Source organism: Pectobacterium artocarpous, assembly GCF_046159765.1.
GTDB lineage: Bacteria > Pseudomonadota > Gammaproteobacteria > Enterobacterales > Enterobacteriaceae > Pectobacterium.
On record NZ_JBJXVK010000023.1, the window covers coordinates 1 to 13,809 of the forward strand.

Annotated in this window: 15 protein-coding genes; 7 read left to right on the top strand and 8 right to left on the bottom strand. The window is 50.0% G+C overall.

Annotated elements, in window-relative coordinates:
- Nucleotides 1-225 precede the first annotated feature (225 nt).
- Nucleotides 226-789: a D-glycero-beta-D-manno-heptose 1,7-bisphosphate 7-phosphatase gene (gmhB, locus tag ACKQAD_RS15080; RefSeq protein ID WP_409160900.1), complete on the bottom strand. Its 564-nt coding sequence runs from the start codon at nt 787-789 to the stop codon at nt 226-228.
- Nucleotides 790-970: 181 nt separating this feature from the next.
- Between gmhB and metN the strand changes: the two genes are divergently transcribed.
- The 6 genes from metN to proS all read left to right on the top strand — a co-directional run bounded on the left by metN (nt 971) and on the right by proS (nt 6,632).
- Entirely contained in the window at nt 971-2,002 is a 1,032-nt protein-coding gene (gene metN / locus ACKQAD_RS15085) for a methionine ABC transporter ATP-binding protein MetN (protein ID WP_409160901.1), read from the top strand.
- Nucleotides 1,995-2,648 (top strand): methionine ABC transporter permease MetI, encoded by a 654-nt coding sequence (locus tag ACKQAD_RS15090; protein ID WP_409160902.1) that lies wholly within the window; start codon nt 1,995-1,997, stop codon nt 2,646-2,648. Before metN ends, ACKQAD_RS15090 begins: the two co-directional genes overlap by 8 nt.
- A 62-nt stretch (nt 2,649-2,710) precedes the next feature.
- Nucleotides 2,711-3,526 carry a MetQ/NlpA family lipoprotein gene (locus tag ACKQAD_RS15095; protein ID WP_409160903.1) on the top strand — a complete coding sequence of 272 codons (816 nt, stop codon included), beginning with the start codon at nt 2,711-2,713 and terminating at the stop codon, nt 3,524-3,526.
- Between the two features lie 118 nt (nt 3,527-3,644).
- Nucleotides 3,645-4,055 (top strand): envelope stress sensor lipoprotein RcsF, encoded by a 411-nt coding sequence (gene rcsF / locus ACKQAD_RS15100; protein WP_409160904.1) that lies wholly within the window; start codon nt 3,645-3,647, stop codon nt 4,053-4,055.
- Nucleotides 4,052-4,768: a tRNA (N6-threonylcarbamoyladenosine(37)-N6)-methyltransferase TrmO gene (gene tsaA / locus ACKQAD_RS15105; RefSeq protein ID WP_409160905.1), complete on the top strand. Its 717-nt coding sequence runs from the start codon at nt 4,052-4,054 to the stop codon at nt 4,766-4,768. The genes rcsF and tsaA overlap by 4 nt, the downstream gene beginning before the upstream one ends.
- A 145-nt stretch (nt 4,769-4,913) precedes the next feature.
- Nucleotides 4,914-6,632, top strand: a complete 1,719-nt coding sequence (gene proS, locus ACKQAD_RS15110) for a proline--tRNA ligase (protein ID WP_409160906.1) — start codon at nt 4,914-4,916, stop codon at nt 6,630-6,632.
- 105 nt (nt 6,633-6,737) lie between these two features.
- Here the strand turns inward: proS and rpoS are convergent, their stop codons facing one another.
- From rpoS to ftsB, 7 genes are all read right to left on the bottom strand, one after another.
- A complete protein-coding gene (gene rpoS / locus ACKQAD_RS15115) occupies nt 6,738-7,733 on the bottom strand; it encodes an RNA polymerase sigma factor RpoS (RefSeq protein ID WP_409160907.1) in 996 nt (331 codons plus the stop codon).
- Nucleotides 7,734-7,786: 53 nt separating this feature from the next.
- Complete coding sequence (gene nlpD / locus ACKQAD_RS15120; protein WP_409160908.1) at nt 7,787-8,809, bottom strand: murein hydrolase activator NlpD; 1,023 nt, start codon at nt 8,807-8,809, stop codon at nt 7,787-7,789.
- A gap of 358 nt (nt 8,810-9,167) precedes the next feature.
- Nucleotides 9,168-9,794, bottom strand: a complete 627-nt coding sequence (locus ACKQAD_RS15125; RefSeq protein ID WP_409160909.1) for a protein-L-isoaspartate(D-aspartate) O-methyltransferase — start codon at nt 9,792-9,794, stop codon at nt 9,168-9,170.
- 128 nt (nt 9,795-9,922) lie between these two features.
- Complete coding sequence (gene truD, locus ACKQAD_RS15130) at nt 9,923-10,969, bottom strand: tRNA pseudouridine(13) synthase TruD (RefSeq protein WP_409160910.1); 1,047 nt, start codon at nt 10,967-10,969, stop codon at nt 9,923-9,925.
- 103 nt (nt 10,970-11,072) lie between these two features.
- Nucleotides 11,073-11,570 (bottom strand): 2-C-methyl-D-erythritol 2,4-cyclodiphosphate synthase, encoded by a 498-nt coding sequence (gene ispF, locus ACKQAD_RS15135; protein WP_409160911.1) that lies wholly within the window; start codon nt 11,568-11,570, stop codon nt 11,073-11,075.
- A gap of 51 nt (nt 11,571-11,621) precedes the next feature.
- Nucleotides 11,622-12,335 (bottom strand): 2-C-methyl-D-erythritol 4-phosphate cytidylyltransferase, encoded by a 714-nt coding sequence (gene ispD / locus ACKQAD_RS15140; protein ID WP_409160912.1) that lies wholly within the window; start codon nt 12,333-12,335, stop codon nt 11,622-11,624.
- Between the two features lie 3 nt (nt 12,336-12,338).
- A complete protein-coding gene (ftsB, locus tag ACKQAD_RS15145; RefSeq protein ID WP_409160913.1) occupies nt 12,339-12,674 on the bottom strand; it encodes a cell division protein FtsB in 336 nt (111 codons plus the stop codon).
- Nucleotides 12,675-13,027: 353 nt separating this feature from the next.
- On the opposite strand from ftsB, the gene ACKQAD_RS15150 reads away from it, so the two are divergent.
- Nucleotides 13,028-13,798, top strand: coding sequence for a basic amino acid ABC transporter substrate-binding protein (locus tag ACKQAD_RS15150; protein ID WP_409160914.1), 771 nt, complete (start codon nt 13,028-13,030; stop codon nt 13,796-13,798).
- Nucleotides 13,799-13,809 lie beyond the last annotated feature (11 nt).

Sequence of the window (13,809 nt, forward strand, 5' to 3'; positions counted from 1 at the left end):
AAGAGCAGGGCGTTACGGCCTTAACCGCTTCGCGAGGTGGCGTATATTACGCTTATCACCTTCAGAGTCAACGCTTATTTTAAAGCGTTTTCTCTTTCTTTATCGACCCGGTTGTGTGTTCACAGCGCCGTGTCGATGGAGGCGCATTATAGGCAGCCGATTCAGAAGCGCAAGCAAATCTCGTAAACTTTTTTCTGTTTGCGCATCTTTCATTCGTTCCGCTGGTTAAGTGCGCGTTTTTATCCATTTGGGCAGCTCTGCCAGACTTTCCAATACGCTATCAGCCAGCGTTTCGCCTTGTTCGGTAACAGGTTTGCCCGTGCGAACCAATAGTTTGGTTCCCACCCCTGCGCCAATGGCAGCCTGCATATCCTCTAATTTGTCACCCACCATATAAGACGCCGCCATATCAATGTGCAAATCGCGCTGTGCGGAAAGCAACATACCAGGCTCAGGCTTGCGACAATCACAAGTCTGACGGAATTCACCTTCCCCGGCGTCAGGATGGTGTGGGCAAAAATAGATGCCATCCAGATCAACACCGCGATCTGCCAGCGACCAGTCCATCCACTCTGTCAACTGCATAAACTGATCTTCTGTAAACTTGCCGCGGGCGATACCGGACTGATTCGTCACCACAACCAGTGCGAACCCCATATTTTTCAACTCACACATGGCATCGATGACGCCATCAATAAATTGAAAATGGTCAATGTCATGAACATAACCGTGATCGACATTGATCGTGCCATCACGATCGAGAAAAATTGCTGGAACGCTTTGTGCCACTGACTTTGCTCCTGAATGGCCTAAATTACGCGCTAGTATCGCATGTTTTCGTCCATAGGGAGAATGCAGGGCCGTGACAATCCCGATTGACTTAGACGTCTAGACGCCCTAACATCCATTTCATATTCTGTTAATACAGAACCTGATTTATCCAGCCATAGGCACCCACGATAAAAAACATATGATTGAACTTTCTAATATTACTAAGGTTTTTCAGCAAAATGGGCGGACCATTACCGCGCTTGCTGATGTCAGCCTTCATGTTCCTACCGGGCAAATCTATGGTGTTATCGGCGCTTCAGGCGCAGGTAAAAGTACACTCATCCGCTGCGTCAATTTATTGGAACGCCCGACAAAAGGGAAAGTGCTGGTAGATGGACAGGAACTGACCCAACTGTCAGATAGCCAGTTGACGCGTGCACGCCATCAAATTGGCATGATTTTTCAACACTTCAACTTGCTCTCTTCGCGCACTGTTTTTGGCAACATAGCGCTCCCTCTGGAATTAGATAACACGCCAAAAGCTAACATTACCCAACGAGTCAATGAATTGTTGGATTTGGTTGGGTTGGCGGATAAGCACGACGTGTATACCGCCAATTTGTCCGGCGGACAAAAACAGCGTGTCGCCATTGCTCGTGCGTTGGCTAGCAATCCCAAAGTTCTGCTGTGTGACGAAGCAACCAGCGCGTTGGATCCAGCAACCACCCGATCAATTCTTGAGTTACTGAAAGATATCAATCGCCGTCTCGGCCTGACCATTCTTCTTATTACACATGAAATGGATGTGGTGAAACGCATTTGCGATCAGGTTGCGGTGATCAGCGACGGACGACTTATCGAGCAGGACACGGTCAGCGAAGTCTTTTCACATCCGAAAACACCACTGGCGCAGAAATTCATTCAGTCCACGCTACACCTGGACATCCCTGACGATTACCTCATCCGTCTGTCTCCCGATGCTCGCCCGGATACCACGCCGTTATTACGGATGGAATTTACCGGCAAATCGGTGGATGCCCCACTGCTGTCTGAAGTTGCTCGACGCTTCAACATCAACAACAACATTATCAGCGCCCAGATGGATTATGCGGGTGGTGTCAAGTTCGGCATCATGCTGGCAGAAATGCACGGCAACGATGCGGATATTAAAGCCGCCATCCAATTCCTGCAGGAAAGTCATGTTACAGTTGAGGTTCTGGGTTATGTCTGAAGCAATGATGTGGTTAATGGCTAAGGGGATATGGGAAACCGTCGCAATGACGTTCGTTTCGGTTTTTTTTGGCTTTGTGCTTGGCTTACCCGTGGGAGTCTTACTGTATACCACGCGTCCAGGGCAGATTATCGCCAATCCAAAGCTCTATCGAACCGTTTCTGCACTGGTAAATATTTTCCGTTCAATTCCGTTCATTATTTTGCTGGTATGGATGATTCCTTTTACGCGCATGATTGTTGGAACCTCTATTGGCCTGCAAGCGGCGATCGTTCCTCTCACCGTCGGTGCCGCACCGTTTATTGCCCGCATGGTGGAAAACGCGCTGCTTGAAATTCCAACCGGCCTGATTGAAGCCGCTCGTGCGATGGGTGCGACGCCGATGCAAATCATCAGAAAGATATTACTGCCAGAAGCATTACCGGGACTCATTAATGCCGCAACCATCACGCTAATCACGCTCGTAGGCTATTCTGCTATGGGTGGAGCCGTAGGTGCAGGCGGCTTAGGTCAAATTGGCTATCAGTATGGTTATATTGGTTATAACGCGACAGTCATGAATACGGTATTAATATTACTGGTTGTTCTGGTTTACCTGATTCAATTCTGCGGCGACAGGGCAGTAAAAGCTGTCACACACAAGTAATCATCACAATACGCATTTGCCTGAAAGCATCTGCCAGAGAATAGTTAATTAGGGGTAAGGATATGGCGATTAAACTGAAATCTATTGCGACCATTGGCGCACTTATTGGTGCTCTGGCGCTATCAGGATGTGGTCAGGAAGAAAAGAATCCTAATCACATTAAAGTCGGCGTTATTGTTGGCGCAGAACAACAGGTTGCGGAAGTCGCGCAGAAAGTGGCAAAAGACAAATACGGTCTGGACGTTGAATTAGTCACATTTAACGACTATGTGTTGCCAAATGAAGCCCTGAGCAAAGGTGATATCGATCTGAATGCCTTCCAGCACAAGCCTTATCTGGATCAACAGATCAAAGATCGTGGCTACAAACTGGTTTCTGTCGGCAACAGCTTTGTCTACCCGATTGCGGGTTACTCCAAAAAAATCACATCGCTGAATGAGCTGCAAGACGGCGCTCAGGTTGCGCTGCCAAACGACCCAACCAACTTGGGCCGTTCTCTGCTGCTGCTGCAAAAAGTCGGCTTGATTAAGCTGAAAGACAACGTTGGTCTGTTGCCAACCGTATTGGACGTGACCGAGAACCCGAAAAATATCAAGCTGGTTGAGCTGGAAGCTCCGCAGTTGCCACGTTCTTTAGATGACGCGCAAATCGCACTGGCTGTCATCAACACCACGTACGCTAGCCAGATTAACCTGACGCCAACTAAAGATGGCCTGTTTGTTGAAGAGAAAGACTCTCCATACGTAAACCTGCTGGTTTCACGTGAAGACAACAAAGACGCTGAAAACGTGAAGAAATTCGTTCAGGCTTATCAATCTGACGAAGTAAACGACGCGGCAAATAAAATCTTTAACGGCGGCGCAGTGAAAGGCTGGTAACCCGGCCCTAACGAGTTTAATTAAAAGATATTGTTAAGACGGGCTACTGCCCGTCTTGTTATTTGTGCAATTGCTTGCTTCAATACCCGCTCTTTGAGAAAAAGCAGAGGAATCCTTAATGCGTGCTGTTCCCTTTATATTGTTGGCAATGTCGCTGACAGGCTGTTCTTTATTTCAGAAGCCACCAGCACCTGCTCCTCAACCTGTTGTTGAAACCAAAACCGCAGAACCTGCACCTAAACCCAAACCAGTCGCTCGCCCGACGCCTGCGGTATTGTATAAAAGTGCAGAAGAGTTAGTCGGTAAGCCTTTCCGCGACATGGGCGAAGTCTCAGGCTCCTCATGCCAGGTCAGCGCTCAGGATTCGCCCCCTAATGCGGCAAATGCGCGTAAAAGAATGCAAAACCGTGCAACTGCCATGAAAGCCAATGCAGTTTTGCTGCATGAATGCCAGACCGTCAGTGGCGTAGCAGGTTGCTACAGCCAAGTCGTTTGTCAGGGTACGGCACTGAAAGTTTCTGCACAATGAGTCAATTTGTTTTCAATCAGATCGGGATTATCCGCTCACCGTATAAAGAAAAATTTGCCATTCCGCGGCAACCGGGTCTGATTGAAGATGGAGGCGGAGAACTTCAGCTATTACCGCCATATAACCAAGCTGAGTGCGTGCGGGGACTGGAAGATTTCAGTCATATTTGGGTAATGTTTATCTTTCATCAAACGATGGAAGGCGGCTGGCGTCCGACCGTTCGGCCACCGCGTCTGGGAGGAAACACACGTACAGGCGTTTTCGCTACTCGCTCTACTTTCCGCCCCAATCCAGTTGGCATGTCGTTGGTTGAATTAAAAAGAATCCGTACAAAAGGCGATGCGATTACGCTCGAATTAGGCAGCCTTGATCTGGTCGATGGCACACCGGTCATCGATATCAAACCTTACTTGCCGTTTGCTGAAAGCCATCCTCAGGCGCGAGCGAGTTTTGCCCAAATGGCACCCGATGCGGCAATGCCGGTGTTTTTTTCGCCCCTTGCGGAACAGCAGATAGCGCAACACCAAAGAAAATATCCCCAGTTAAAGCGCTTTATCTCACAGGTATTATCACAGGATCCCCGCCCCGCCTACCGCAAGGGAGAAAGTACCACGCGGGAATATGCCGTTTTACTGCTCGAATTTAACGTGCGGTGGCGCGTCTGCAGAGAGCAAACCGAAGTGCTAAGCCTTGACCCATCAAACGCGTGTTAATACATTAACCCCAGCAATATATTCTAAAATTGTTCCTGCTCTCTTTTGACACGCCGTCTGCGCTGGTAAACTAAGCCACTTTTTATGTGCCTTCGGCTGCGCGGCAGCCCTATGCTATTTTTCGTTCTAACGGAACTAAAACCCCATGCGTACTAGCCAATACATGCTCTCCACTCTCAAGGAGACGCCAGCCGATGCGGAAGTCATCAGCCATCAGTTGATGCTCCGGGCAGGAATGATTCGTAAACTGGCCTCAGGCCTTTACACCTGGTTGCCGACCGGTTTACGTGTTTTGAGAAAAGTTGAAAACATCGTGCGCGAAGAGATGAATAACGCTGGCGCTATCGAAGTGTCCATGCCCGTTGTTCAGCCTGCCGATTTATGGGTAGAAAGTGGACGTTGGGATCAATATGGCCCAGAGCTGTTGCGCTTTGTCGATCGTGGCGAACGCCCTTTCGTACTTGGCCCGACACATGAAGAAGTCATTACCGATCTTATTCGTAATGAAATCAGCTCCTACAAGCAGTTGCCGCTGAATTTTTTCCAGATTCAAACCAAATTCCGCGATGAAGTTCGTCCGCGTTTTGGCGTAATGCGCTCACGTGAATTCCTGATGAAAGACGCCTACTCTTTCCATACCTCACAGGAATCATTGCAGGTTACCTACGATGCCATGTACGCCGCTTACAGCCAGATTTTCAGCCGTATGGATCTGGATTTCAGGGCCGTCCAGGCGGATACCGGTTCTATCGGCGGTAACGCCTCCCATGAGTTTCAGGTACTGGCTGCCAGCGGTGAAGACGATATCGTTTTCTCAACGGAATCCGACTACGCGGCAAACATTGAACTGGCAGAAGCCGTTGCGCCGAAGCTAGGCCGCGCTGAAGCAACGGAAGAGTTGCGTCTGGTTGATACACCGAATGCCAAAACCATTGCCGAGCTGGTTGAGCAATTTAAGCTGCCAATAGAAAAAACCGTGAAAACACTGCTGGTTAAAGCAACGGAAGAAAGCGGCTACAAACTGGTTGCGCTGCTGGTTCGTGGCGATCACGAACTGAACGAAATCAAAGCGGAGAAAATTGCTCAGGTAGCCAGCCCGCTGACATTCGCAACGGAAGAAGAGATTCGCGCCACCATCGGCGCAGGCCCCGGTTCACTGGGTCCAGTCAAGCTGTCGATTCCAGTCGTTGTCGATCGCACCGTTGCAGCCATGAGCGACTTCAGCGCTGGTGCGAACATTGATGGCAAACACTATTTAGGCATCAACTGGGAGCGTGACGTTGCGCTGCCGCAGGTTGCGGATATCCGTAACGTAGTTGAAGGCGATATCAGTCCAGACGGTAAAGGCATACTGCAAATTAAACGCGGTATCGAAGTGGGCCATATCTTCCAACTGGGCAGCAAATATTCTGAAGCGCTGAAAGCAACGGTTCAAGGTGAAGACGGCCGTAACCAGACGCTGACGATGGGTTGCTACGGTATTGGTGTAACGCGCGTTGTCGCAGCGGCGATTGAGCAGAACCATGACGAACGCGGCATCATCTGGCCAGACGCGATTGCCCCTTTCCACGTTGCTATTCTGCCGATGAACATGCACAAGTCTTTCCGCGTGAAGGAAGTCGCTGAAGATATCTATCAGCAGCTGCGCGCTAAAGGCATTGAAGTTCTGCTTGATGACCGCAAAGAGCGTCCAGGCGTGATGTTCGCCGATATGGAACTGATTGGCGTACCGCACACCATCGTTATTGGCGATCGCAATCTGGATAGCGAAGAGATTGAATATAAGCACCGCCGGGTTGGTGAAAAGCAGATGATTAAAACCAGCGAAATCGTCGATTTCCTGCTGGCAAATATCGTCCGCTAATCGCTGCCGAACCGCCCTTTCGCAGGAAAGGGCGAATACTGACATAAAAAAATGGTGGGTTTCCCCACCATTTTTTATTTCGACACTTCAGTAACTTATCGCGTATTATTCACGAAACAGTTCTTCAATGCTCAACCCCTGAACCTGCAAAATTTCCCGCAGGCGGCGCAAGCCTTCAACCTGAATCTGACGAACGCGTTCACGCGTTAAGCCGATTTCACGACCAACATCTTCCAGCGTTGCCGCTTCATACCCGAGCAGGCCGAAACGACGCGCCAACACCTCACGCTGCTTGGCATTAAGCTCAAACAGCCATTTAACGATATTCTGTTTCATATCGTTATCCTGAGTGGTGTCTTCAGGTCCGTTGTCTTTTTCGTCTGCCAAAATATCCAGCAGCGCTTTTTCCGAATCACCGCCCAGCGGGGTATCGACGGAAGTAATACGTTCATTCAAACGCAGCATGCGGTTGACGTCATCAACGGGCTTATCAAGCTGTTCGGCTATTTCTTCCGCACTCGGCTCGTGATCCAGTTTGTGAGACAGTTCGCGCGCGGTGCGCAGATAAACGTTGAGTTCTTTGACGATGTGAATCGGCAAACGGATGGTACGGGTTTGATTCATGATCGCCCGTTCTATCGTCTGTCGAATCCACCAGGTTGTTGCGTAGGTTGAAAAACGGAATCCTCTTTCTGGATCGAATTTTTCAACCGCACGGATCAGGCCGAGGTTACCCTCTTCAATCAGATCCAGCAGCGCCAGACCACGATTGTTGTAACGGCGGGCAATTTTCACCACCAACCGCAGATTACTCTCAATCATCCGGCGGCGCGATGGGACATCTCCACGCAGTGCACGCCGGGCAAAATAAACTTCTTCTTCTGCGGTCAAAAGCGGCGAATAGCCGATTTCCCCTAGATAGAGCTGTGTTGCGTCCAGGACACGCTGTGGGACCCCTTGTGATAACAGCTCGTCTTCCGCCGAGTCATTATCATTGGTATCTTCCTCTGCCAGCGCCTTATCGTCAAAAACGTCAAGTCCATTCTCGTCGAAATCGGTATCTTCATGTAACTCGTTAACTTTCAGCGTACTTTGGCTCATAAGTGGCTCCTACCCGTGATCCCTTGGCAGAATACCGAAATATTCTGCCCGATTTATCGCTGCGGCAGAAAACGCAGCGGGTTTACGGATTTCCCCTTGTAACGAATTTCAAAGTGCAAGCGAACTGAGCTGGTGCCCGTACTGCCCATCGTAGCGATTTTTTGTCCTGCCGTGACATCTTGTTGCTCACGGACTAGCATCGTATCGTTATGGGCATAGGCACTGAGGTAGTCATCATTATGCTTGATGATTATCAGATTTCCGTAACCACGTAGCGCATTGCCCGCGTACACCACGCGCCCACTGGAGGTTGCGGTGATCGGTTGCCCACGTGAGCCGGCGATATCAATCCCTTTATTTCCCCCTTCGGAATCGGAGAAACTATCTATGACTTTCCCATCGGTAGGCCAACGCCAACTGCCGACAGCAGCCGTATTGCTGCTGGCAACAGCCGCTGGTGCGGAAACAGGAGCGCTTGTCGTTGCCCCTGCCGTAGGTAACATCTTACCTACATTCTGTTTACCCTGATTACCAGAATACGCATTAGTTGACTGAGAATCAACCGATGTAGTTTGTATTTGAGCACTTGATGGCGGTGTTGGTACGCCACCTCGGGTGGCATCGGTTGTTGCCAGCATGCCACCACCGCTCGTCAGCCCACCGCCCGAAGCGTTGTTGCCGGATCCATTGCCTAAACTCAGCGATTGCCCCACATTCAGGCTGTATGGTTCAGGAATATTGTTGCGCTGCGCCAGATCCCGGTAATCATTGCCGGTAATCCAGGCGATATAAAACAGGGTATCGCCACGTTTAACGGTGTAGGAATTGCCGCCGCTGTAGCTACCTTTCGGTATATTACCGTAGCTACGGTTATAAACGATCCGGCCATCGGGCGTTGTTGCAACACTTTCACTCGTCGTTGAAATACGTGATGGTGACGCAGATAACATTTCCCCTCGGCTGCCCGTATTTCCGTCAACGCTGCTGATCGGTGCGGATTTGGAATTATTGTTGGTACATCCAGCCAATCCTAAAACAACCACCGTACAAGCAGCAATGTGACGCAAATTCATCATTCGGCTTCCCATGCGCCTTACTCCCCTATAACTATAGCGTTCAAAAAAGTGACGATAACATTCAAAAAACAGTAATATTCAGAACCCAATTCGGACATGCTTGCCTCGTATCAGCTACCCGTTTGACTGGCTGTAGCCCAACTGCCCGTAGCGTAATTGATTGTAGCGTAAAAGATATCCGGTCATGTATCCGTTAGTTGGAACGAGAAATATCGCTACTTCACCATCGCTGGCGCATAAGCAAAACGGGAAAGGCACCACGACGATTAGAGGCTAACAATATCAACAAGTTCGCACTATAAAACAGTTGTGTTGAAATTCTAAAGACTTAACAATAAATGCATGCCACGCCACGGTATCAGGCTAATTCCCCTTTGACCAGAGGAACAAACCGAACAGCTTCAACCGTTTGAATAATAAATTCGCCGGCATGACGCTGTACAACTTGCAGTATTTGCGACTGTTCCCCGACGGGCAACACCATCACTCCGCCCTCATCGAGCTGTTCCAACAGCGCACAAGGAATCTCCGGCGGCGCAGCGGTAACAATAATGGCATCAAACGGTCCGCGCGACGCCCAGCCCTGCCATCCATCGCCATGGCGGGTAGAAACATTATGCAAATCAAGCTGTTTTAAACGACGTTTAGCCTGCCATTGCAGCCCTTTGATGCGCTCCACCGAGCAAACGTGCTGCACCAAATGCGCGAGAATCGCCGTTTGATAACCCGATCCAGTGCCAATTTCCAGCACGCGGGATACGGGCGTGAGGCTAAGCAATTCCGTCATCTTCGCGACCATGTAGGGCTGCGAGATAGTCTGACCAGAACCAATAGGCAGAGCGGTGTTTTCATACGCTTTATGTTCAAAAGCCTCATCGACAAAACGTTCTCTGGGTACGGCTTCTATCGCCTTCAGCAAACGTTCGTCCTGAATGCCCTGCTGGCGCAGTTGAGCCAGCAACGTTTCTATACGCTTGTTTACCATTCCCCGCCGACCTCAGCTCTGGTTAACCTCGTCACCAATACAGCAATTTTCCCGCACAAGGGCCAGCCATAACGCACAGCCGCTGGCATTTCTTCTCTCAACGATTTTCTGCAAAAAATCGCAGCACATCAGACACCAATATCGGCATCCTCGCATGAATGCAGTAATTCACGTACCACGCTGGTCGCAAAACTGCCCGCAGGTAGCCAGAATGTCACTTCCACGGTCGCGTCGTCCTGCCATTCCCAGTGCATCTGTTGCGGATACAGCAGTATCGCGCGCCGGGCCGCTTCAACTCGTTCACGCTTGACCAACGACCACAGCGTTTCTTGTCCCGCCAAAGCCTGCTCTTCAAATGCCCGCGCATCATCTTGCGTACCCAACTCACCATCACCGGGCAGCGGTGCGGTAATCTGGAGTTCGCCAGCATCAAGGCGCGTCTGTAAAGCTTCCAGTTCGTCAGGCTTAGCAACGAACCAGCTGCCGCGTCCTGTCAACTGTAATGCGTCACCACACAAAACAGTTTTCGCCTGCGCTCCCGCCAGTCTTGCGCTAGCAACCTGATTAAACATCGCACTGCGGCTGGCAGAAAGATAAAAACTACGTTTATTACGTTCTTTTACTCGAATATTGTTATTCGCCCAAAGACGCGCCTGCTCAAGATTATTTCCGTTGCGTCCGAAACGCTGGCTGCCGAAATAATTAGGGACGCCGTTCGCAGCAATCAAGGTTAAGCGCGCATCCACCTCGCTTCGATCGCTGACCTGACGCAGCACCAGAGTAAAATAGTTACCCCGCAACGTACCGATACGCAGTTTGCGACGGTGGCGAACGGACTCCAGCACGTCACAGCCTTCAAGCGCCAGCGAGGAGAAATCTGGTGTGTCCTTTCCCGGCATATGCAAACAGAACCACTGTTCGGTGACAGCATGACGATCTTTCAGGCCCGCATAGCTCACGGCCCGTAGCGGCAGGCGAGCAAATTTCGCCAGCATTTCGGCCACAAATTGTGTATTGCAGCCGCGCTTGCGCACGCGCAACAGAACATGCTCACCGTCGCCGTCGGGATGAAACCCCAGATCCTCGACGACGACAAAATCTTCCTCAGCGGATTTCAATGACCCGGTAGCCTGTGGTTCGCCGTGCAACCAGACGAGTTGTTCGCTATTTTTCATCGTTATTCTACACGGTCATAACCGAATGACACGCGACATGACCTTGTTTCTTATTACTGTTCGTTTTCTATGATTGATAGGATCTTGTTGATAAGCCTACCGCTTACCACGCGACAATTTCACTCGTTCCTTTTTTCACCAGCAAGGCAACGGCTTCGCAGGCAATACCTTCACCACGACCGGTAAAGCCCAATTGTTCTGTCGTCGTGGCTTTCACATTGACGTCATCCATATGACACAGCAAATCTTCCGCCAGATTCACGCGCATTTGTGGAATATGCGGTGCCATTTTCGGTGCCTGCGCAATAATCGTGACGTCCAGATTACCTAACTGATAGCCTTTTTCATTGATACGACGCCAGGCTTCACGCAGCAGGACACGACTGTCCGCCCCTTTAAAAGCCGGATCGGTATCAGGAAACAGCTTGCCAATGTCGCCCAATGCGGCGGCACCTAACAGAGCATCCGTCACCGCATGTAGCACCACATCCCCATCGGAATGCGCCAGCAGGCCTTGAGTATAAGGAATTCGCACGCCACCGATCACCAGCGGACCTTCTCCACCGAACTTATGGACATCAAAACCGTGACCGATACGCATCGCGCATTCTCCTTATATATTTAACGAATAAATTTAGCGAATAAAATGAGGTTACTGAAAACGGGTTAAATAGAATTCAGCTAATGCCAAATCCTCTGGACGAGTGACTTTGATATTATCCGAACGTCCGCTAACAATTTGCGGGCGATAGCCACAATATTCCAACGCGGAGGCTTCATCTGTGACGGCAACACCATCCTGAAGCGCCCGTTTCAGACACTGTTTCAACAGCACCGCGGGAAAAAGCTGCGGCGTCAATGCGTGCCACAAATCGTTACGTTCTACCGTGCGATCGATAACCCCATCCGTGCTGCGCTTCATGGTATCACGAACCGGGGCGGCCAAAATTCCACCAACGTCACTCTGTTCGACAATCGCCAGCAGGCGCGTCAGATCGTCCTGATGCAGACATGGACGCGCAGCGTCATGCACCAGCGCCCACGCGCTATCGGCTACAGCAGACAGCCCAGCCAGCACGGAATCGGCACGCTGCAACCCGCCCGTTACGGTGCAAATACGGGGATCGTTGGCAATCGTCAGGGTATGAAAAAATACGTCATCGGGACTGATGACGACAACGACACGCTGCACGCGTGAATGGCGTAAAAGCGCGTCGATAGTGTGTTCAAGAATAGTTTTATGGCCGGTTGCGTCATTACCAATCGTCAGATACTGCTTAGGACGATCGTTTTGCATTCTGCTGCCGTTACCCGCAGCGGGCAAAACGGCAACAATGTCAGGCGGGGAAAGGCTCAGTGTCTGCATGCGTCAACGTTGTATATTGTTGGATGGAGAAGGATTAGATGAAGTCGTATTCGCGCTACGGTGGTTCGATTCTGGTACCAGACGATAGAAGCTTTCACCGGGTTTAATCATACCCAGTTCATTACGTGCGCGCTCTTCAATCGCTTCCTGTCCGCCATTGAGATCGTCAATTTCGGCAAACAGTTGCTCGTTACGGTCTTTTAATTTGGCGTTGTTTCCCTGCTGGACAACAACATCATCCTTCACCCGAACATAATCATGAATGCCATTCTTGCCCAGCCACAGTGAGTACTGAAGCCAGCCAAGCAATATCAATAATAACAGCGTAAGCTTTCCCATCCCGCCCCCTGAAAAACCGCCTAATCATCCCATAACTTTTGTTTCGACTCCACTGTGTCCGGCAGTGGAAGGCAAGATTCGCTCTGCCGCGTACCTAAATGGGGGATATTCGGGCAAGAAGTCCCACTCAACACTTCCAGAAACCCTCGTATCTTCTATTCATCCCCCACACACATTTTGCACTCTCAGCCACTTGTCAGAATACGCAGACGTCGGGAAATCACCTAGATAACACCGTCCACCGGAAAACGTCAGTTGAACCATTCGTGCTACCTGTGTATTTTTATGCATTCAAAGTGCATAAAAAAAGAAAGTTTCACCTTTACGCTTTTACATCTAAACCAGGAGACACAATGTTCAAGAAACTGTTATTTGTTGGTGCGCTCTTCGCCACCGCACTCTCAACCAACACCTTCGCCACGGAGCCCACTTACGTTGTCGGATCTGGCGGCACCTATCGCCCCTTCGAGTTTGAAAACGCGCAGAAAGAGCTGGAAGGCTTTGATATTGATATTATTAAAGCTATCGCTAAGGCAGAGAATTTTAATATCAAGCTGATCAATACGCCGTGGGAAGGCATCTTCGCGACCCTTAATTCCGGTGACCGTGACATTATCATTTCGGGTATCACGATTACCGACAAACGTAAGCAAATGGTCGATTTCTCCGCGCCTTACTTTCCTGCCGAACAGTCGATCGTCGTTCCTAAAGGCTCAACGATCGATTCGATCGCCGCGCTGAAAGATCACAAAGTGGGCGTAGTAAACTCCAGTACCGCCGATATCGTGGTCTCCGACGTATTAGGGAAAAACAGTACATCGATTAAGCGCTTCGATAACACTCCGTTAATGTTACAAGAACTGTATGAAGATGGCGTGGGTGCAGCGGTTGGCGATGTGGGCGTGGTGAAGTTTTACATTAAGACTCACCCTGAAAAACAGTTCAATCTGGTTTCCGATGCCAAATTCGAACGTCAGTATTTTGGGATCGCGGTAGCGAAAGGCAACGATCAACTGCGTGAAAAAATTAACGCCGGGCTGAAAAAAATCGTTGCTGACGGGACCTACGCTAAGATCTACCAAACCTGGTTTGATAACAACGTGCCAACTTTACCCGCAGAATAACGCCAGCAAGA